The sequence below is a fragment of the Luteimonas sp. 3794 genome, from assembly GCF_031456825.1.
GTDB lineage: Bacteria > Pseudomonadota > Gammaproteobacteria > Xanthomonadales > Xanthomonadaceae > Luteimonas.
In genome coordinates this window covers 84,682-104,820 of record NZ_JAVDVJ010000012.1, presented here as the reverse complement: position 1 = coordinate 104,820, position 20,139 = coordinate 84,682, and the positions used below count along the sequence as shown (strand labels likewise).

The window sequence follows — 20,139 nt, the reverse complement described above, 5'->3', positions numbered from 1 at the left end:
GCTGGGTTACAAATCGCCTGATCAATACGAAAAGCAGTTCAATCGCCTAGGGTATGTGCCCTAGGTTCCTTGTCCGAGAAACCCGGGGCACTCCACGCTGACCCCAATTTTATTCAACGATCGACTCCTGCCCGTTGACAGCACACTGTCCGGTTGGCGGCGTCTGGGCCGTGACCTCCTCCCCGCGTTAGGCCCGGCCGGAACTGGAAAATTCGGCCTTGGGTTGGGGAATGAAAGTAGCCGCGAATTCTGCCGGCGGGACATCTCCGATCGACGAGTGGGTCCGGAAATGATTGTAATCGACCCTCCAGCTCTCGATCTTCTGGCGAGCGTCGCCCAACGACAGAAACCAGTGGGTGTTGAGGCACTCGTCTCTGAAGCTGCCGTTGAATGATTCGATGAACGGGTTGTCGGTGGGCTTGCCGGGACGGGAGTAGTCCATGGTCACGCCGTGGTCGTAAGCCCAGCGATCCATCACGATCGAGATGAACTCGCTGCCGTTGTCGGTCTGGATGCGCTGCGGCAGGTCACGCTGGTGGCGTAGCCGCTCCATCACTGCCACCACGTCCTCGCCCTTGAGTTGCTGGTCGACCTCGATGGCCAGACTCTCCTTCGTGAAATTGTCCACGACCGTCAGGGCCCGGAAGCGACGCCCGTCGAACAAGGCGTCAGCGACGAAGTCCATGCTCCAGACCTGGTTGGGAGCCGTCAGCACGGTGCGCTCAAGACGATGTGCCGCAGCCTTGCGGCGCCGTGGCCGCTTGCGCCGCAGGTTGAGCCCGGCCTGGCAGTACAACCGGTATACGCGCTTGTGGTTGACCTTCCAGCCTTCCCGACGCAACAGCACGAAGATCCTCCAGAAGCCATAGCGGACCCGCACAGCGGCGATCTCCTCGATCCTGCGAAGCAGCGCGTCATCGTTCTCCCGGGGCTGGTAGTACCACGCCGAACGGCTCTGCTTGACCACCGCGCAAGCTCGGCGCACGCCGATGCGGTAACGGTCGATTAAATGGCCCACGAGCGTCTTGCGCTGCGTGGGCCTTAGAGCTTTTTTGACAAGACGTCCTGCAGCATGACCTTGTCCAGGCTCAGATCCGCGACCAACTGCTTGAGCCTTCGATTCTCTTCCTCGAGCTGACGGAGGCGACGCAATTCGGCTACGCCAAGCCCGCCGAACTTCTTACGCCACGCGTAGAACGTGGCCTGGCTGATGCCCATCTTGCGGCAGATCTCTCTACGGTCGTGCCGCTCTCGGCCTGCTTCAGGGCGAACGCGATCTGCTTTTCGGTGAACTTGGACTTCTTCATGGCGACTGGCCCTCCTTAGGGCGGAGTGTCGCCGAATCCTCTACTTCTGGCTGGTCCGAATTACAGGGAGGAGGTCAAGGAGGAGGTCACCTCCAGTAGAGGCCTTCTTTTTTGCGTAACTGACCCTTCGCTTGTACTCGTAACACCTTCAGCCAGCGCCTCGCGTTCCTCTGACTGACTTTTTTGGGGTTGCGATAGGGTTGCAACGAAAAAGCGGCCTGCAGTGGAAGCTGCAAGCCGCTGATTTCAAACCTTAAATTGGTCGGGGTAGCCGGATTTGAACCGACGACCACTTGTCCCCCAGACAAGTGCGCTACCAGGCTGCGCTATACCCCGGAATCTCGAAATTATACCGTCTGGCGGACGTTTCGCCCATCTATGTTGTGCGGCGCACTCAGCGCTTCAGCAATTGCAGCACGTCCTCGAGCTCCATACGCACTTGGCGCACGATCTGATTGCTGAGCGCCGATTCCTGCTTCGCGCCTTCACCTTCCAGACGCAGACGCGCACCGCCGATGGTGTAGCCCTGTTCGTAGAGCAACCCGCGGATCTGTCGCACCATCAGCACGTCATGGCGCTGGTAGTAGCGCCGATTGCCGCGACGCTTGACCGGCTCGAGGCTCGGGAACTCGGTTTCCCAGTAACGCAGCACATGCGGCTTGACGTCGCACAGCTCGCTGACCTCACCGATGGTGAAGTAACGCTTCGCCGGAATCGGCGGCAGTTCGCGGTTGCTGCCCGGGTCAAGCATGGGCCGCGCCCACCGAGCCGGTATAGGCCTCGACACGTTCCTTGAGCTTCTGTCCCGGGCGGAAGGTCACCACGGTACGCGCGGAGATCGGGATCTCCTCGCCGGTCTTGGGATTGCGACCGGGGCGCTCGTTCTTGCGGCGCAGGTCGAAGTTGCCGAAACCCGACAGCTTGACCTGACGGCCTTGCTGCAAGGCATCGCGCAGCACGTCGAAGAAGGCATCGACGAATTCCTTCGCCTCGCGCTTGTTCAAGCCGACTTCCTCGTAGAGCTTCTCGGCCATGTCCGCCTTCGTCAGTGCCACGCAGCAATCCCCCTGTGAGGCCTCAGCCCCGGATCTTGGCGTCGTGTTCGCGCGCGAGCGCGGCCACAACATCCGCAACGACGGCATCGACATCGCGATCGGTCAGAGTGCGCGAATTTTCCTGCAGAATCAAGCCCATGGCGAGACTCCTGCACCCGGTTTCGACCCCCTGACCGGCATAACGGTCGAACAGGCGCACATCGGCCAGCAGCGGACCTGCGGCTGCCCGCACGGTGGTCTCCAGCGCGGCCCAGTCGACCGACTCCGGCGCGACGATTGCCAGATCGCGACGCACCGACGGGAACTTCGACAAGCCGGTCACGCGCGGCAGCGGACGTGCCTGCAGCGCAGCGGCGTCAAGTTCGAACGCCACCACCGGCACGTCGATGTCGAGCGTGCGCAGCAGCCGCGGATGCAGTTCGCCGATCCAGCCGACGCGCGCGCCGTCACGCAGCACATCGGCCGAGCGGCCGGGATGGCCGTGCGGCGCGGTCGAACGCGCGAACGTCAGCTGCGCGCCAGCGACTGCGGCCAGCGCTTCCAGATCACCTTTGAGATCGAAGTAATCGACCGGGCGCGTTGCATCGCCCCACTGCTCGGCGCCGGCATCGCCGGCAATCGCGGCGGCCAAGCGCAAGGTCTCGACGGGCGCGGCACCGGCGGCGTCCGCCTGCACGAACACCTTGCCGAGTTCGAACAGGCGCACGCGCTCCTGCTGGCGCGCAAGGTTGCGCGCGAGCGTGGACACCAGTCCCGGCAACAGCGCAGTGCGCATGACGCCGAGTTCGGCGCTCAGCGGATTCGCAAGCGGCACGCTACCGGCATCCGCCTGCCAGGTCGCGAGCAGCGACGCATCGATGAAGGCGAAGTTGACCGTCTCCAGGCAATCGCGCGCGACCATCTGCCGGCGCAGCTCGGACTCGGCCACACGGGTTTCACTGGGCGCGGCGATGCGCGTCGCGCCACCGGGCAGCGTGGTCGGCACGCGGTCGTATCCGTGGATGCGCACCACCTCTTCGATCAGATCTTCTTCGATCGCGAGATCGAAGCGGCGCGTCGGCGCGGTGACCTGCCAGCCTTCGCCATCGGCGGCGACCTCCAGTCCAAGCGCGCGCAGGATGCGTTCGATCTCCGCGTCCTCGACCGTCAGGCCGAGCACACGCGTCAGCCGCGCGCGACGCAGCGCGATCGTGCGCGGCTGCGCGAGATGCGCGTCCAGTTCCGCGGCAGTCACCGGACCGGCCGCGCCGCCGGCGACGTCGAGAATCAGACGCGTCGCGTATTCGATCGCGGTGCGCGGCAGCTCCGGATCCACGCCGCGCTCGAATCGGTGCGCGGCATCGGTGTGCAGGCCGAGACGGCGGCTGCGGCCGATGATCGCGTCCGGCGCGAAATGCGCGGACTCGAGGAACACGTTACGGGTGCCGTCGGTCACCCGCGTGTCGAAACCGCCCATCACGCCGGCCAGCGCGACGACGCGGTCCGCATCGGTGATCGCGAGGAACTGCTCATCCAGCGTCACGTCACGCCCGTCGAGCAGCTTGAGCGTCTCACCCTTGCGCGCACGGCGCACGCCGACCGGGCCTTTGAGTAGGTCACGGTCGAAGGCATGCATCGGCTGGCCGAGCTCGAGCATCACGTACTGGGTGACGTCGACGAGGAAGCTGAGCGGCCGGATGCCACTGCGGCGCAGGCGTTCGGCCATCCACGACGGCGTCGGACACGTCGCGTCGATACCTTCGATCACACGGCCGAGATAGCGTGGCGCATCGGCGCCCGCGTCGAGCACGACCTGCAGCGATGCCTCCGATGTCGCCGGCACCGCGGGTGCATCGAGCGAGACGACTTCGCTGCCGCAGGCCGCGGCGACGTCGAACGCGATGCCGCGGATGCCGAAGCAGTCGGCGCGGTTCGGCGTGAGCTTGAGTTCGATGGTGGCGTCGGGCAATCCGAGGTACTCGGCCAGCGGCGCACCGATCGGCGCGTCGTCGGGCAGTTCGAGCAGGCCGGAGGCGTCGGCGTCGATGCCGAGTTCCCTGGCCGAGCACAGCATGCCGTTGGAATCGACGCCGCGCAGCTGCGCGGCCTGGATCGTCAGCGTGCCGACTTTGGTGCCGATCGTCGCCAGTGGTGCGACAAGACCCGGGCGCGCATTCGGCGCACCGCAGACGATCTGCAACGTCTGGCCGCCCGCATCGACCTGGCAGACCTGCAAGCGGTCGGCTTCGGGATGCTTTTCGGCCGAGACGATGCGCGCGACGACGACGCCGTCGAGCGTCTCGCCCAGCGGCGTGATCTCTTCGACCTCGAGTCCGATCGCGGTCAGCGTCGCCGCCAGCTGGTCACGACTGGCATCGGTCTTGACGTGCTGGCGTAGCCAGTTCTCGGAAAATTTCATGGCGATCTCTTCGAATCGTCATCCCGGCGCATGGCGCCGGTCTGTCAGGAATGGGGCGGGCGCGTCGCGGATCAGGCGAACTGGCGCAGGAAGCGCACGTCGTTGTCGAAGAACGCGCGCAGGTCGTCGACGCCGTAGCGCAGCATCGCAAAGCGCTCGACGCCGAGGCCGAAGGCGAAGCCGGTATAGCGCTCGGGATCGATGCCGACGGCCTTCAGCACGTTCGGATGGACCATGCCGCAGCCCAGCACCTCAAGCCAGCGCGTGCTGCCGTCGGCCTGCTGCCAGGCGATGTCGACTTCGGCGCCGGGTTCGACGAACGGGAAATAGCTGGGGCGGAAACGCATTTCGAAATCGCGCTCGAAGAACGCACGCACGAACTCGCTCAGCGTGCCCTTGAGGTCGGCGAACGTCGCGTGCTCGTCGACCAGCAACCCTTCGACCTGGTGGAACATCGGCGAATGGGTCTGGTCGCTGTCGGAGCGGTAGACCTTGCCGGCGGCGATCATGCGCAGCGGCGGCGCGTGCTCGCCCATGTAGCGCACCTGCACACCCGAGGTGTGCGTGCGCAGCAGCCGGCCGTCGCCGAAGTAGAACGTGTCGTGCATCGCCCGCGCAGGATGGTGCGGCGGGAAGTTCAGTGCTTCGAAGTTGTGCCAGTCGTCCTCGATCTCGGGACCGTCGGCGAGCTCGTAACCCAGGCGGCCGAAGATGTCGGCGATGCGCTCGAGCGTGCGGCTGATCGGATGCACGCCGCCGCGCACACCGTCGCGGCCCGGCAGGGTCACGTCGATGGTCTGCGACGACAGCTTCGCATCGAGTGCGATGTCGTCGAGGGCGATCTTGCGTGTCGACAGCGCGGTACCGATGACATCGCGCGCGCGGTTGATCGCCTCGCCGGCGGCCTTGCGCTGGTCGCCCGGCAATGCGCCCAGCGCCTTGAGCTGCGCGGTGATGCTGCCGCTCTTGCCGAGCAGTCCGACACGCAGCGCTTCGAGCGCCTCCGGCGTGGCGGCCGCCTCGATATCGGCAAGCGCCTGGTTCGAAAGGGAGTCGATTTCGCTCATCGCACTGCTGGCCCGTCACTGATAGGGAATGTCACGCCCGGAAAGTCCGGCGCCACAAACAACAATGGGGAAGGACTTGCGCCCTTCCCCACGTGACCGCCGGACGGATCCGGCGGCAGTACCGCTTTACGGTGGAGACGACGGCCTCAGGCCGCCAGCGCGCCCTTCGCCTTCTCGGCGAGCGCAGCAAAGCCGGTTGCATCGTTGACCGCGAGGTCAGCCAGGATCTTGCGATCCAGGGTGATGCCGGCCTTGAGCAGACCGTTCATGAAGCGGCTGTAGCTGATGCCGTTCAGACGTGCGGCCGCGTTGATACGCGTGATCCACAGCGAGCGGAAATCGCGCTTCTTGAGCTTGCGACCGATGTACGCGTACTGGCCGGCCTTGATGACGGCCTGCTTGGCGACGCGGAAGACCTTGCGGCGGGCGTTGTAATAGCCCTTCGCGCGGCCGAGAACCTTCTTGTGACGGCGGCGTGCCTGCACACCACGTTTGACTCGTGCCATTGTTCAGTCCTCAGAGATACGGAAGCATGCGATCGAGACGACCGCTGTCTGACGCGCAGATGATGTTCGTCTGCCGGAGACCGCGTTTCCGCTTGGTCGTCTTCTTCGTGAGGATGTGGCTACGGTTTGCGTGGCCGGCCTTGTACTTGCCGGACGCCGTCTTCCGGAACCGCTTGGCGGCGCCCCGGTGCGTCTTGATCTTGGGCATTGCGAGAGTCCTTGTGGGATACGAGTACTGACTGGGCGGTGGCTGGCGCCACGCTTTCCGTCCTGCCCATGCCGGTTTTAAGCCTTTGATCCCACGAGGGAATCCAGGCGGGTCCTGGATGAATCTGCCACCCCAGTGGACCGGGGAGCCGCGCATTATGCCGCGCGGGGATTGCGCTTGCAAATCATCGGCTTGGCGAAGCAGCGCCGCGCCACCCATCCCCAGCCAGCGATGGAGCACTTCGAGCACCGTCCGACAGCAGAAGGCTGGATTCGCTTGCCGCCAAGACCTGAAACTGAAAGAGGCGCCTTTCGGCGCCCCTTCATCCGCCCTCCCCCATCAGGCGAGAGGAACGGTCTGCCCACGCGCAAAGCGCGTGGTTACTTCTTCTTGGGCGCGATCATCATCACCATCTGCCGGCCTTCAAGGCGCGGACGCGATTCGATGACGATGTCTTCGCCCAGGTCAGCCTCGATGCGCGATGCCATCTCGCGACCCAGCTCCTGATGGCTCATCTCGCGGCCACGGAAACGGATGTTGACCTTGATCTTGTCGCCGTCCTCGAGGAACCCGCGCATCTTGCGCAGCTTGATCTGGTAGTCGCCTTCATCGGTGACCGGCCGGAACTTGAGTTCCTTGATTTCCTGCTGCTTGGTCTTCTTCTTGGCTTCGTTCGCCTTCTTCTGCAGGTCGAACTTGAACTTGCCGAAGTCCATGATCTTGCAGACCGGCGGATCCGCGTTCGGCTGGATTTCCACCAGATCCAGAGCTTCATCCTCAGCCGCCTTCAGCGCTTCTTCGCGCGTCAGGATGCCGAGCATTTCTCCGTCCGAACCAATCACGCGCACCCGCGGTACGCGGATGTCCTGGTTGCGCCGATTCTGCTTGTTGTCAGGGGTGCTAATACTGCGATCTCCGATGTGGAACATACCGCCGGTTCGTCAACCAACGGGGCGACCGGCGTGATCCATGATGGACCCGCGCCGGTGAAGGACTCATGCTGCCGCGTGTTCGGCGCGAAGGCGTGAAACGAAGTCGTCGATCGGCATGGTACCCAGATCTTCCCCGGAGCGCGTCCGAACGGCAATGGCGCCGGTTTCCTTCTCGCGGTCCCCGACCACGATCAGATACGGCACCCGCTGCAGCGTGTGCTCGCGGATCTTATAGCCGATCTTCTCGTTCCGCAAATCGGCCTCGATGCGGACCCCTTGATTTGCAAGGGATTTCCGAACTTCCTCGACAAAATCCGCCTGGGCGTCGGTGATATTCATCACCACCGCCTGCACCGGCGACAGCCAGGCCGGGAATGCACCGGCGTGGTGTTCGATCAGGATGCCGATGAAACGCTCCATCGAACCGACGATCGCGCGGTGCAGCATCACCGGCACCTGCTTCTGGCTGTGCTCGTCCACGTACTCGGCGCCTAGGCGCCCGGGCATCATGAAATCGACCTGCATCGTGCCGAGCTGCCAGGTGCGGCCGATCGCGTCCTTGAGGTGGTACTCGATCTTCGGGCCGTAGAACGCGCCCTCGCCCGGGAGTTCTTCCCACGCGACGCCGCAGGCCGACAGCGCATTGCGCAGCGCGGCTTCGGCCTTGTCCCAGGTCGCGTCATCGCCGAGACGCGACTCGGGACGCAACGCGATCTTGATGTTGATGTCCTCGAAACCGAAGTGCGTATACACCGCCAGCGCCTGCTGATGGAACGCGGTGACTTCGGATTCGATCTGCGATTCGGTGCAGAACACATGGCCGTCGTCCTGGGTGAAGCCGCGCACGCGCAGGATGCCGTGCAGCGCGCCCGAGGGCTCGTTGCGATGGCAGCTGCCGAACTCGCCGTAGCGGATCGGCAGATCGCGGTAGCTGTGCAGGCCCTGATTGAAGATCTGCACGTGGCCCGGGCAGTTCATCGGCTTGACCGCGTACGTGCGCTTCTCCGACTCGGTGAAGAACATGTTGTCCTTGTAGTTGTCCCAGTGGCCGGACTTCTGCCACAGCGACACGTCGAGGATCTGCGGGCAACGCACTTCGCCGTAGCCGCTGTCGCGGTAGACGCCGCGCATGTGCTGCTCGACGACCTGCCACAGCGCCCAGCCCTTCGGGTGCCAGAACACCAGGCCCGGCGCTTCCTCCTGCAGGTGGAAAAGTTCCTGCTGCTTGCCGATGCGGCGGTGGTCGCGCTTCTCGGCTTCCTCGATGCGCTGGATATAGGCCTTGAGCTGCTTGGCATCCGCCCACGCGGTGCCGTAGATGCGCTGCAGCTGTTCGTTCTTGGAATCGCCGCGCCAGTACGCGCCGGAGATGCGCGTGAGCTTGAACGCCTTGAGGAAACGCGTGTTCGGCACGTGCGGGCCCCGGCACATATCGACGTATTCCTGGTGGTGGTACAAGCCCATCTGAGTGATGTCGGCGGACATGTCCTCGATCAGACGCAGCTTGTAGTCCTCGCCGCGGGCCTTGAAGGTTTCGATGACCTCGGCGCGCGGCGTCATCTTCTTGATGACGTCGTACTCGGTATCGATCAACTCGGCCATGCGCGTCTCGATCGCGGCCATGTCCTCGGGCGTGAACGGGCGCTCGCTGTAGATGTCGTAATAGAAGCCGTCGTCGATCACCGGACCGATGACCATCTTCGCGTCCGGGTACAGCTGCTTGACCGCATGGCCGACCAGGTGGGCGCAGGAGTGGCGGATGATCTCGACGCCCTCGGCGTCCTTCGGCGTGAGGATCTGCAGCGTGGCGTCATGGTCGATGACGTCGGACACGTCGACCTGGCGGCCATCGACCTTGCCGGCGACGGTGGCCTTGGCCAGGCCCGGGCCGATCGACTGGGCGACCTCAAGGACGGAAACGGGCTGTTCGAATTCGCGGCGGCTGCCGTCGGGGAGCGTGATCGTGATCATGGCGAGAACCGGGATTGGAAATGAGGGGTTCGGGATCCGGAATGGCGGCAATTCGGTACGTTCAATCCGCACCCCCACTCCAGAAATCCGCATGGCCGCTTGGCGGCCACAAAAAAAGCGCCGCGAGGGCGCCTGGTGGCACGCCTCGGAACGGTCAGCAATGGGCGGTGGTAGTGCTCATGTCGCACGCTCGGCCGGCGGGGTCGCGGGCCACCTGTTCCTGATGGAGCGGAGCGGCCGATTCTAGCCGAGAACCGCGGCCTGCGGGCCCGGCGCGCCGGAGTCGCCCGATGGACGGCCGGATTACGGATCCCGAGGTTACGCGCTGCAGCCGACAGGGGGCCAGCCGCCGCGTGGCATCATCGATCGAGTTCCCGCCGCCCCGCGCAGGCCCGATGACGATCAAAGGCAAACCGACCTCCCTGGATATCGCCCACATCGCCGGGGTGTCCCAGCCCACGGTGTCGCGGGCGCTGCGCGGGCATCCGTCGGTCAATCGCGAAACCCGCGAGCGCATTCTCGCGATCGCCAGCGAGCTCAACTACAAGGTCGACAAAAACGCCTCGAACCTGCGCCGCCAGCAATCGGGCACGCTGGCGCTGCTGCTGTTCGAGGACCCGACCAGCGACCAGTCGCACATCAATCCGTTCTTCCTGCCGATGCTCGGCTCGATCACCCGCGCCTGCGCGCGCCATGGGCAGGATCTGCTCATCTCGTTCCAGCAGCTTTCCAACGACTGGCATGCCGACTACGGCGACAGCCACAAGGCCGACGGCCTGATCCTGCTCGGCTACGGCGACTACCTCGCCTACCAGGGCAAGCTGCGCACGCTGGTCGAACAGGGCACGCAGTTCGTGCGCTGGGGCGCGGTGCTGCCCGACCAGCCCGGCATCTCGATCGGCTGCGACAACGCAGGCGGCGGCGCGCTGGTCGGCGCGCATTTGGCGGATCTGGGCCATCGCCGCATCGCATTTCTCGGCGATGCGTCCAGCCGCTATCCGGAATTTCTCGACCGCTGGCTCGGCTGCGAGTCGGCATTGCAGGCACGCGGACTGCCATTGGAACGTGCGCTGCAGGTCGATGCCGAGAGTGCCGAAGAGTCCGGCCATGCGGCGGCGACCGAACTGCTGCGGCGCGGGCAGCCGTTCGATGCGGTATTCGCGGCCAGCGACCTGATCGCGATCGGCGCGATGCGCGCATTCGCCGAGCACGGCCTGCGGATGCCGGGCGACCTCGCCATCGCCGGCTTCGACGACATCCCCGCAGCGCGCATGACGACGCCGGCGCTGACGACCGTGGTGCAGGACACGCTGACCGCCGGCGAGCTGCTGGTCGATACGTTGATGCGGCTGGTCGTCGGCGAGCCGGCGGAGAGCCTGCGGCTGCCGACGTCGCTCGTCGTGCGCGATTCCACGGGCAGACAACCCCTGTAGGAGCGCGCTCGCGCGCGAACAGGCACTACCGGGCAAGCAACATCTCGCGCGCGAGCGCGCTCCTACAGATACAAGGGCGAGCCTGTCGTTGGCTGACAGATCTTGTAGGAGCGCGCTCGCGCGCGAAGGCCTTACCGGATAGCAAAACGCTTCAGTGCACCAGCAGCACGATCACCGCGCGTCCGGACCACCATGCCGGCCGGCCATCAGCGTCTGCAACCGCGCGCGCAATGCGTCAGGCACCGCCACGTCATCGCGCAGCAGCACGCGGACCCCATGGGCAGGCACATCGATGCGCAGCCCGGCATCGACAGCGACCGGAACAGCACCGAACGCATCCCGCCAGCTCCCCGCCGAAATCTCGTCGCCGGTCAGTGTCGCCCGCCACAGTGCATCGCCCTTGTTGAGCAGCACCAGCGCGGTCTGGCGCGCGTCGCCATCGCCGAGCACGCGGTAGAACGCGGCATGTTCGCCGTTGAGCTCGAGCACCAGCTGCAGGCCGCGCTGCAGCGCGGGCGTATCGCGGCGCAGGTTCGCAATACGGGTCAGCGCAGCGTGGATCGGACTCTGCGCGCCCGCGTCGACACGGGCCTGTCCGTAGTACGCGCGATTGCCGGCGTGCTCGCCGCGACCGCGCATGAAGCCGGTTTCCGAGCCGTAGTAGACGACCGGGATGCCGCGCGCGGTGAACAGCCAGTTGTGGGCGTCGATGAAACCTGAATCGCTGGCCGCCATGCGCGGCATGTCGTGGTTGTCGTAGAACGTCGCCAGATCGTAGGGATTGGCGTAGGGCCCGCGCTCAAGGTGCAGCGCGGGCGCTAGGCGCTCGAAGCCCGCATCGCCGGCGAAGACCTCGTCCATCGCCTGCTTCATCGGGAAATCGAGCACGCTCATGCCGCCATTGCCGGCCCAGGTGTGCTCGGCGATCTTGTCGGCGTTGTAGTCGAAGGCCTCGCCGAACATGAAGAATCCGGGGTTCTGCGCGCGAATGCGGTCTGCGAAGCGCTTCCAGAACGCGTGCGGCATCCAGGCAATGGTGTCGATGCGGAACGCGTCGGCGCCCTGCCCGATCCACTGTTCATAGGCGCCGGCGAGGTAGTCGAACACGGCCGGATTGGCGGCGTCGAAATCCGACAGCTGGGCGAGATTGCCGTCGAAGATCGAACCGGTCTTGGCATCGACGACCCCGGTCGGGTTGTAGAACGCGTGCAGCGGATTGCCCTTGGGGTCGAGCTGCTGCGGCGGCAGGTTCTGGTGATCGGCGATCAGCTGTCCCTCGGCATCGAAGATCTGGCCGAAGCCGGGCTGCGCCTGCGGCATCGTCCACGACGGCGCGCCATGGTTGCCGACGATGTCGAGCACGGTCTTGAGCCCGGCGGCGCGCATGCCATCGGTAAAGCCGCGGAAATCGAGGTCGGCGCTCGGCAGGTGTTCGTCGACGCGGTAGAAGTTCGTGCCCCAGTAACCGTGGTAACCGGTCTTGCCGCGATCGGTCAGCGAGCTGCCGCACTCGACCGAATCGCCGCCGGTGAAGGCCTCGTCCGGGTTGTCGACGATCGGCGTGATCCACACCGCGCCGAAGCCCATGTCGCGGATGTAGCCGGCGTTGTCGAGCACGCCGCGGAAGTCGCCGCCGAGATACCCGATGTTGCCGTCGATGCCATCCGGGCAGCGCACCGGGATGTCGAAGGTGCGATGCGCCCCCCCCTGCTCGCGCTGGTCGTTCGATGTGTCGCCGTTGACGAAACGATCGGTCACGACGAAGTACACCGCGTGCGCGGCGAAGGGCTCGCGGGTCCCGTACACGCTGCCCTCTTCGGCTGCGTGACCCGCCCGGACACCGCCCGCGGAACTGCAGCCCGCGCACAGCAGCGCGGCAATGGCGACGGTCAAGGTTCGGGTCATGCAGAAACTCCTGTGGTGGATGTCATCGCGTGATCTGTTCCGACAGCGGCCGTGACACACGCAGTGCGAACAATCCGGCAATCGCCAGGCTCGCGCCGCCGAGCATCAGCACGCGCATCGGCGCGCCGCCGAACACGTGGCCGAGCAGGAAGCCCAGCGTGCTGACCGCGACCAGCTGCGGGATGACGATGAAGAAATTGAAGATGCCCATGTACACGCCCATCTTGTGCGCGGGCAGGCTGTCGGACAGCAGCGCGTACGGCAGCGACAGGATCGAGGCCCAGGCGAAGCCCACGCCGGCCATCGACAGCAGCAGCCACTGCGGATCGCGGATGAAGGCGATCGACACCAGGCCCGCACCGCCCAGCCACAGGTTCACCAGATGGGTCATGCGCAGACCGAGCACGCGCGCCATCCACGGAATCGCGACTGCCGCGAGTGCGGCGAAGCCGTTGTAGGCGGCGAACAGCACACCCACCCAGTTCGCACCCTCGTTGTAGGCGGCCGATTGCGGATCGGTGGTGCCGTAGTGGGTCTGCGCGACGGCGGCGGTGGTGTAGATCCACATCGCGAACAGGCCGAACCACGAGAAGAACTGCACGACCGCGAGCTGACGCATGGTGGTCGGCATCGCATGCAGGTCGCCGGCGATCGCAGCGATCATGCCGCGACCGCGCAGCGCCGCGATCTGCCGTAGCAGCCCGTAGGCCAGCGGCAATGCAGCCAGCACGTACAGCATGCGGTCCCAGCCCATCGCCCAGACCAGCGAGACGCCGGCGACGCCGACCAGCAGCCAGGGCAGTCCGCCGATCGCTGTAGGCACGGGCACATCGCCGCCCGCGACCGTGCCGGGCGGATGCGCATCATCGAACGCGGCCAGCGCCTCGGGCGGATGCTCGCGCGTGCGCAGCACCGTCCACAGCACCGCGCCCAGCAGCACCGCGCCGCCGAAGTAGAACGCGTAGCGCACGGTGTCGGGCACTTCGCCAGGGCCGGCGGTATTGGCGACGCCGAACTTCGCCAGCACGAACGGCAGCGCACTGGCGACAACTGAGCCCACACCAATGAAGAAGCTCTGCATTGCGTAACCGCTTGGCCGCTGCTTCGGTGCCAGTTGGTCGCCGACGAAGGCGCGGAACGGTTCCATCGAGACGTTGAGCGACGCGTCGAGCACCCACAGCGTGCCGGCGGCGATCCACAGTTCCGGCGAATTCGGCATCACCAGCAACGCGCCCGTGGAAAAGATCGCGCCCCACAGGAAATACGGACGACGACGACCGAGACGTGTCCACGTGCGGTCGGAGAAATAACCGATCACCGGCTGCACCAGCAGGCCGGTCAGGGGCGCGGCGATCCACAGGCCGGGCACCTGCTCCATGTCCGCGCCGAGCGTCTGAAAGATGCGACTGACATTGGCGTTCTGCAGGGCGAATCCGAACTGGATGCCCAGAAAGCCGAAACACATGTTCCAGATCTGCCAGAACGACAGCTGCGGTTTTGCGTTGCGCATGTGCTGCGACTCCCCTCCCAAGGACCGCTGCCCGCACCAACGCCGGTGCGTGCATGGCTGCATGGTAGCGAGCGTCTCGCCGCGCGCCGCGACCTGCATACGTATTCACTGCCGGCAGGGGCACCGCGTGCTTTCGCAGGCGAGGTGCGATGCACTACTTTCGCTGCGCGCCCCGTCCGGCGCGAGACGAGAGTTCCGATGAGCGAAAGTCCCTGGTGGCGCGGCGCGGTGATCTACCAGATCTACCCGCGCAGCTTCATGGACAGCGATGGCGATGGCGTGGGCGACCTGCCCGGCATCATCGCGCGGCTGGATCATGTCGCTTCGCTCGGCGTCGATGCGATCTGGGTGTCGCCGTTCTTCCGTTCGCCGATGGCGGACTTCGGCTACGACATCGCTGACCAGTGCGACGTGGATCCGATGTTCGGCACCCTGGCCGACTTCGATGCGCTGCTCGCCAAGGCGCATGCGCTCGGCCTGAAGGTGATGATCGACCAGGTCTTCAGCCACACCTCGAACGCCCACGACTGGTTCCGCGAGAGCCGCGAATCGCGCGACAACGCCAAGGCCGACTGGTACGTGTGGGCCGATGCGAAGCCCGACGGCACGCCACCCAACAACTGGCTCTCGATCTTCGGCGGTCCGGCCTGGAAGTGGGAGCCGCGACGCCGGCAGTACTACCTGCACAATTTTCTGTCGAGCCAGCCCGACCTCAACTTCCACAATCCGGAGGTGCAGCAGGCGACGCTCGATTACGTGCGCTTCTGGCTCGACCGCGGCGTCGACGGCTTTCGCCTGGATTCGATCAATTTCTGCTTCCACGACGCGCAGCTGCGCGACAACCCGGCAAAGCCCGAAGCGCTGCGCATCGGCCGTGGTTTTTCGCCCGACAATCCCTATGCGTTCCAGTACCACCACTACAACAACACGCAGCCGGAGAACATCGCATTCATCGAAGCGCTACGGGCGTTGATGGACCGCTATACCGACGTCGCCGCGCTCGGCGAAATCTCGTCGGAGGATTCGCTGGCGACGACGGCCGAATACACCCGGCCCGGTCGCCTGCACATGGGCTACAGCTTCGAGCTGCTGGTCGACGATTTCAGCGCAGGCTACATCCGCGGCACCGTGGAGACGCTGGAGGCCGCGATGGACGGCTGGCCGTGCTGGGCGATCTCCAACCACGACGTGCAGCGCGCGGTCACGCGCTGGGGTGGGCCCGAGGCCAGCGCCGATTTCGCCCGGCAGATGGTCGGCCTGGTCTGCAGCCTGCGCGGCTCGGTGTGCCTGTACCAGGGCGAAGAGCTCGGCCTGCCCGAGGCCGAGGTGCCGTTCGAACAATTGCGCGATCCCTACGGCATCACCTTCTGGCCGAACTTCAAGGGACGCGACGGCTGCCGCACGCCGATGCCCTGGACCGATGCCGACGATGCCGGCTTCAGCAGCGGCACGCCATGGCTGCCGATTCCGGATGCGCATCGCCAGCGCAGCGTGGCGGTGCAGCAGGCGGATCCGCAGTCGGTGCTCGCCAGTACGCAGCGCTTCCTGCATTGGCGACGTGGTCACGCGGCGCTGATTGCCGGCGCGCAGCGATTCATCGATGCACCCGAGCCGCTGCTGGTCTTCGAGCGCGGCGAGGCCGGTTCGCGGATGCTCGCGGTCTTCAACCTGTCTGCAACGGACGTGGCATGGCCATTGCCAAGACATCTCGGCGCGGCGCGCGCACGCGGCGGTCATGGTCTGGTGGCCGGCACCATCGAAGATGGGGTGGTGCGCCTACCTGCACATGCGGCGTTGTTCGCGGCGCTCGATTGAACGAGGCGAAAGAGAACGAAGGCCGTCGCGATAGAGCGAAGCGGGTTCAGCCGCGCGCGACATCGTCCTCGCGCAGTTGCACGCCCGTCCAGCTGCGAAGGATCGTGCTCGGCACCTGCAGGCGCCGGCATGCGCGCGGCGCGATCCCGTCCGGCAATGCGGCCCGGAACAGCGGCGCGGCGGTCCGCAGCACGCGCGCACAGGTCCGGTCACGCATGCGCTGCGCCGGCGTCGTGCCCAGCATCGCGCTCGCCCAGCCCGGCAACAGCGCAGCGCCGGCGCCGAGGAAGATCTCGCGCGATGGCGTGGCGCCGGGGACTGGAAGCCGTACACGCCGCAGCACATCGAGCACCTCGCGCGATCGTGCATCGAAGCGCAATTCGGGCCGCACGCTGTCGAAATAGGCGGACACCGCCGCAGCGCTCGCTGGCACCTCGCGTGCACCGAGCGCCTCGGCGACGCGACGCGATTCGTCGTAGTAGCGATCCTCGGCGCCCGGCGGCAAGGCCATGCCGGCATACGCGCGAAATCCCTGCATGAAGGCGTAGGCCTCGGACACATGCACCCAGGTCAGAAAATCGGGATCGTCGGCGGCATACGGCATGCCGTCGGCGGTTGCGCCGCGCACATGGGTATGGATGGCCGCGACGCGGTCGATCAACCGCTGCGCTTCCGCGGTCCCGGCATAGGTGGTGCCGGCGACAAAAGCCGTGGTGCGACGCAGCCGCCCGACCAGATCGGCGCGGAAATCCGAATGGTCCCAGACACCAGCCAGCGCGCGCGGATGCAGCGCCTGCAGCAGCAGTGCGCCCAGCCCACCCGCGAGCATGCCGGGGAAATCGGCATGTACGCGCCAGGTCACGGTCTGCGGACCGAACTGGCCCGGGTCACCGGCCGGCGTGTCGTAATCGATCATGCTCTGCCCGCGCGGGAACACGCTGAGCACCCAACGCCGGATCGCGGCCTGCATCAGCGCCGCGGGTCTGAGCTGCAATCCTGTCATGCGGAAAAGGGTACCGGGCGACCGCTGCACCCGGCGCGAACGCGCCACGGCGTCGCCTTGCACACCCCTGCGCGACAGCAGATCGACGGCGTCGCCATGAATACGTATGCAGCGCGCGCCGCGGCAGGAACCGCGTGATTACCATGGCCGCGACCCGTCCAGCCCCGCCCTTCGGCGCCGCGCCACGACGGCACAACTCGAAGACACACAGCTGTCCGCTGGACACCCTTGGGAGGGGAGATGTCGAAGCTCGATCGCAACCTGCTCAGTGCCGCACTGTCGTCGGCGCTGCTGATGCTCGCCGCCGGCGCGCACGCACAGACCACCACCAATCCGTCGAACCCACCTGCCGCGGACGAGGCCACCGAGCTCGACGCGGTCAAGGTCACCGGCATCCGCCGCGGCATCGAAAGCGCGATCTCGGTCAAGCGCGATGCGACATCGATCGTCGAGGCGATCTCGGCCGAAGACATCGGCAAGTTGCCCGACGTGAGCATCGCCGAATCGATTGCGCGCCTGCCGGGCGTCTCCGCGCAGCGCGTCGCCGGCCGCGCGCAGGTGATCAGCGTGCGCGGCCTGTCGCCGGACTTCGCCACCACGCTGCTCAACGGCCGCGAGATGGTCAGCACCGGCGACAACCGCAGCGTCGAGTTCGACCAGTACCCGTCGGAACTCGTCAGCGGCGTCACCGTCTACAAGACACCTGACGCCGGCCTGTTCGGCCAGGGCCTGTCGGGCACGCTGGACATGCAGACGGTGCGGCCACTGAACTTCAACGAGTCGGTGATCACGCTCAACGGCCGCTACCAGCGCAATTCGCTGGGCGAAGCGGCCAAGACCGATCCCTACGGCAACCGCATCAGCGGCAGCTGGATCGGCCAGTCCGCCGATCGCCGCTTCGGCTTCTCGATCGGCTACTCGCACAGCGACACGCCGATCCAGGAAAACCAGGTCGGCCTCTACGAGCCCTGGAAGACCGACGCGCGGCCCGGCCTGGCCGAAGGCACCTGGGCGACCGATGGCATGAAGGCGCTGCGCCGCACCGGCTACACCAAGCGCGACGGCGTCATGGCGACGCTGCAGTTCCGGCCCTCGAACGCGTGGACCAGCACGCTGGACCTGTTCCACTCGCGCGCCGAGCAGGAAGACACCGCGAACCAGTTCGAGGTCAACACGCAGTACAACGGGTCGTTCCCCTGCAATCCTGAGTGCGTCTACAGCAACGTGCGCACCAGCGAGAACGGCAGCTTCGCCGGCGGCACGCTGACCGGCGTCTATCCGCTGGTCCGCGGCATGTACAACTTCCGCGAAGACCGGATCTCGGCCGTGGGCTGGAGCAACGAGTTCAATTTCGAGTCCGCGCGTCTTTTCACCGACGTCAGCTGGTCGAAGGCCAGGCGCTCGGAGATCAGCCTGGAGAACAACGCCCAGCGGCTGCCGAATCCATCGCTCGATACGATCACGCTCGACATCCGCCGCAATGGTTTTACCCAGCTGGCCCCAGGCCTGGACTACTCCGATCCCAGCCAGCTGTTTCTGACCAACACGATCTACGGCTCCGGCTATGGCAAGACGCCGCAGGTCGAGGACGAGCTCAAGGCCGCGCGGATCGGCCTCACCCTGCCCGCGCCCGGCTCGATCACGTGGCTGGCGGATTTCGATTTCGGCCTGAACCACACCGACCGCGAGAAGTCGAAGCGCCAGCCCGAGGGCAATATCAACCTCGGCGCACAGGGCGACACCGCCATCGCCAGCGACCTGCAGTACGGGCTTGTCGATCTGGGCTTCGCCGGCGTCGGCTACGTCCCGGCCTGGAACGTCCCCGCGGCCGTCGCGCGCTACATGAGTTTCGAGCCGACCGAGGATCTGGATTACCTGATCCCCAAAGCCTGGACGGTCAGCGAAAAGATCACCAGTGCGTTCGCGCGCGCCAATCTCAGCACCGAGTGGGGCGCGGCCACGGTCACCGGCAATATCGGCGTGCAGATCCAGCGGGTCGACCAGTCGTCGGCGTCGCGTTATTTCGATTCGACCCAGCCGGCCGGCAGCAACGTGCGGCCGTTCGAGGCGGGCAAGACCTACACCGATGTGCTGCCCAGCATGAACCTCGCCTTCCAGCTGCCCAGCGAGCACACGGTACGCGTGGGTCTGGCCGAGCAGGTGGCGCGTCCGCGCGTCGACCAGTTGCGCTCGTCGTTGGAGTTCGGCGTCGACGAAGGCACCGGACGGCCTGGCGGCAGCGGCGGCAATCCGCTTTTGGATCCGTGGCGCGCGTACGCGTTCGACGTGTCGTGGGAGAAGTATTTCGGCAACCGCGCCTACGTGGCCGCGGCGTTCTTCTACAAGGACCTGCGCACCTACATCTATACGCAGACGGTCGACGACTACGACTTCTCCGACTTCGTCGCCAGCTACGTGCCGCGGCCGGGTACGCCGCCGGTGCAGACCATCGGCAACTTCACCGCGCCGCAGAACGGCGAAGGCGGCACGTTGCGCGGCCTGGAACTCACCGCCTCGCTGCCGTTCGACCTGTGGACCGAGTCGTTGCGCGGTTTCGGCGTCGTGGCCAGCGCCAGCTTCAACGACAGCAGCATCCAGATCTTCGATCCGGAAAGCGCGAGCAGCGTGGGCGACGGCCCGATCGATCTTCCGGGTCTGTCGAAGCGCGTGTACAACCTGACGGCGTACTACGAGCGCGACGGTTTCGAGGCGCGCGTCAGCCAGCGCCGCCGTTCCGACTTCATCGGCGAGATCGGCAACTTCGACGGTGCACGCACGCTGCGCTACGTCGTCGGCGAGAACATCACCGATGCGCAGATCAGCTACAGCTTCGGCGACGGCTCCTCGCTCGACGGCCTGACCCTGCTGCTGCAGGCCAACAACATCACCAACGAGGCCTACCGCACCTACGCCGGCACGCGCGACCGACCGCTCGAGAACCTCGAGTGGGGCCGGACGTATCTGCTGGGTCTGAACTACCGGTTCTGAGACAAGACGAAACGACACGACGAGGGCGGCCTGATGGCCGC

The 20,139-nt window shown here is 65.9% G+C and carries 14 protein-coding genes, 1 tRNA gene and 1 pseudogene; 3 read left to right on the top strand and 13 right to left on the bottom strand.

Translation table 11 applies throughout. The annotated features are described in order from the left end of the window. Window positions 1–187: 187 nt before the first annotated feature. From J2X52_RS14530 to thrS, 10 genes and pseudogenes are all read right to left on the bottom strand, one after another. A pseudogene (locus tag J2X52_RS14530) lies at window positions 188–1,307 on the bottom strand (IS3 family transposase). Between the two features lie 259 nt (window positions 1,308–1,566). After that, window positions 1,567–1,643 (bottom strand) — tRNA-Pro (locus tag J2X52_RS14525). Between the two features lie 58 nt (window positions 1,644–1,701). After that, complete coding sequence (locus tag J2X52_RS14520; RefSeq protein ID WP_096209477.1) at window positions 1,702–2,058, bottom strand: MerR family transcriptional regulator; 357 nt, start codon at window positions 2,056–2,058, stop codon at window positions 1,702–1,704. After that, complete coding sequence (locus tag J2X52_RS14515) at window positions 2,051–2,362, bottom strand: integration host factor subunit alpha (RefSeq protein WP_232114670.1); 312 nt, start codon at window positions 2,360–2,362, stop codon at window positions 2,051–2,053. The genes J2X52_RS14520 and J2X52_RS14515 overlap by 8 nt, the downstream gene beginning before the upstream one ends. A gap of 22 nt (window positions 2,363–2,384) precedes the next feature. Next, window positions 2,385–4,760 carry a phenylalanine--tRNA ligase subunit beta gene (pheT, locus tag J2X52_RS14510; protein WP_310154811.1) on the bottom strand — a complete coding sequence of 792 codons (2,376 nt, stop codon included), beginning with the start codon at window positions 4,758–4,760 and terminating at the stop codon, window positions 2,385–2,387. Window positions 4,761–4,831: 71 nt separating this feature from the next. Then, window positions 4,832–5,827, bottom strand: a complete 996-nt coding sequence (gene pheS, locus J2X52_RS14505) for a phenylalanine--tRNA ligase subunit alpha (protein ID WP_310154809.1) — start codon at window positions 5,825–5,827, stop codon at window positions 4,832–4,834. Between the two features lie 146 nt (window positions 5,828–5,973). Continuing rightward, window positions 5,974–6,333 (bottom strand): 50S ribosomal protein L20, encoded by a 360-nt coding sequence (gene rplT / locus J2X52_RS14500; RefSeq protein ID WP_159678264.1) that lies wholly within the window; start codon window positions 6,331–6,333, stop codon window positions 5,974–5,976. A 10-nt stretch (window positions 6,334–6,343) separates the two neighbouring features. Beyond that, on the bottom strand, window positions 6,344–6,541 hold the full coding sequence (gene rpmI, locus J2X52_RS14495) for a 50S ribosomal protein L35 (protein WP_310154803.1): 198 nt from the start codon (window positions 6,539–6,541) through the stop codon (window positions 6,344–6,346). A gap of 380 nt (window positions 6,542–6,921) precedes the next feature. Beyond that, window positions 6,922–7,470, bottom strand: coding sequence for a translation initiation factor IF-3 (infC, locus tag J2X52_RS14490; RefSeq protein ID WP_310154800.1), 549 nt, complete (start codon window positions 7,468–7,470; stop codon window positions 6,922–6,924). Between the two features lie 66 nt (window positions 7,471–7,536). Beyond that, a complete protein-coding gene (thrS, locus tag J2X52_RS14485) occupies window positions 7,537–9,444 on the bottom strand; it encodes a threonine--tRNA ligase (RefSeq protein ID WP_310154796.1) in 1,908 nt (635 codons plus the stop codon). A 395-nt stretch (window positions 9,445–9,839) separates the two neighbouring features. Here thrS and J2X52_RS14480 point away from each other — a divergent pair, with 395 nt between their 5' ends. After that, on the top strand, window positions 9,840–10,877 hold the full coding sequence (locus J2X52_RS14480) for a LacI family DNA-binding transcriptional regulator (RefSeq protein WP_310154793.1): 1,038 nt from the start codon (window positions 9,840–9,842) through the stop codon (window positions 10,875–10,877). Between the two features lie 171 nt (window positions 10,878–11,048). Here J2X52_RS14480 and J2X52_RS14475 read toward each other — a convergent pair whose 3' ends face one another. Next, the gene (locus tag J2X52_RS14475; protein WP_310154791.1) at window positions 11,049–12,782 is read right to left on the bottom strand and encodes an alpha-amylase family glycosyl hydrolase; all 1,734 of its coding nucleotides are present in this window, start codon (window positions 12,780–12,782) and stop codon (window positions 11,049–11,051) included. A 22-nt stretch (window positions 12,783–12,804) separates the two neighbouring features. Further along, window positions 12,805–14,292 carry an MFS transporter gene (locus tag J2X52_RS14470; RefSeq protein ID WP_310154788.1) on the bottom strand — a complete coding sequence of 496 codons (1,488 nt, stop codon included), beginning with the start codon at window positions 14,290–14,292 and terminating at the stop codon, window positions 12,805–12,807. Window positions 14,293–14,490: 198 nt separating this feature from the next. Between J2X52_RS14470 and J2X52_RS14465 the strand changes: the two genes are divergently transcribed. Beyond that, the gene (locus J2X52_RS14465) at window positions 14,491–16,107 is read left to right on the top strand and encodes an alpha-amylase family glycosyl hydrolase (RefSeq protein WP_310154785.1); all 1,617 of its coding nucleotides are present in this window, start codon (window positions 14,491–14,493) and stop codon (window positions 16,105–16,107) included. Window positions 16,108–16,153: 46 nt separating this feature from the next. Here the strand turns inward: J2X52_RS14465 and J2X52_RS14460 are convergent, their stop codons facing one another. Next, window positions 16,154–17,110, bottom strand: coding sequence for an oxygenase MpaB family protein (locus J2X52_RS14460; protein WP_310154782.1), 957 nt, complete (start codon window positions 17,108–17,110; stop codon window positions 16,154–16,156). A 240-nt stretch (window positions 17,111–17,350) separates the two neighbouring features. Here J2X52_RS14460 and J2X52_RS14455 point away from each other — a divergent pair, with 240 nt between their 5' ends. Beyond that, entirely contained in the window at window positions 17,351–20,098 is a 2,748-nt protein-coding gene (locus tag J2X52_RS14455; protein WP_310154779.1) for a TonB-dependent receptor, read from the top strand. Window positions 20,099–20,139 lie beyond the last annotated feature (41 nt).

Bases quoted from the DNA above. Each gene is read 5' to 3' on its own strand.
- J2X52_RS14520 (WP_096209477.1), bottom strand. From the start codon at position 2,058: ATGCTTGACCCGGGCAGCAACCGCGAACTGCCGCCGATTCCGGCGAAG.
- pheT (WP_310154811.1), bottom strand. From the start codon at position 4,760: ATGAAATTTTCCGAGAACTGGCTACGCCAGCACGTCAAGACCGATGCC.
- pheS (WP_310154809.1), bottom strand. From the start codon at position 5,827: ATGAGCGAAATCGACTCCCTTTCGAACCAGGCGCTTGCCGATATCGAG.
- rplT (WP_159678264.1), bottom strand. From the start codon at position 6,333: ATGGCACGAGTCAAACGTGGTGTGCAGGCACGCCGCCGTCACAAGAAG.
- rpmI (WP_310154803.1), bottom strand. From the start codon at position 6,541: ATGCCCAAGATCAAGACGCACCGGGGCGCCGCCAAGCGGTTCCGGAAG.
- infC (WP_310154800.1), bottom strand. From the start codon at position 7,470: ATGTTCCACATCGGAGATCGCAGTATTAGCACCCCTGACAACAAGCAG.
- thrS (WP_310154796.1), bottom strand. From the start codon at position 9,444: ATGATCACGATCACGCTCCCCGACGGCAGCCGCCGCGAATTCGAACAG.
- J2X52_RS14480 (WP_310154793.1), top strand. From the start codon at position 9,840: ATGACGATCAAAGGCAAACCGACCTCCCTGGATATCGCCCACATCGCC.
- J2X52_RS14475 (WP_310154791.1), bottom strand. From the start codon at position 12,782: ATGACCCGAACCTTGACCGTCGCCATTGCCGCGCTGCTGTGCGCGGGC.
- J2X52_RS14470 (WP_310154788.1), bottom strand. From the start codon at position 14,292: ATGCGCAACGCAAAACCGCAGCTGTCGTTCTGGCAGATCTGGAACATG.
- J2X52_RS14465 (WP_310154785.1), top strand. From the start codon at position 14,491: ATGAGCGAAAGTCCCTGGTGGCGCGGCGCGGTGATCTACCAGATCTAC.
- J2X52_RS14460 (WP_310154782.1), bottom strand. From the start codon at position 17,110: ATGACAGGATTGCAGCTCAGACCCGCGGCGCTGATGCAGGCCGCGATC.
- J2X52_RS14455 (WP_310154779.1), top strand. From the start codon at position 17,351: ATGTCGAAGCTCGATCGCAACCTGCTCAGTGCCGCACTGTCGTCGGCG.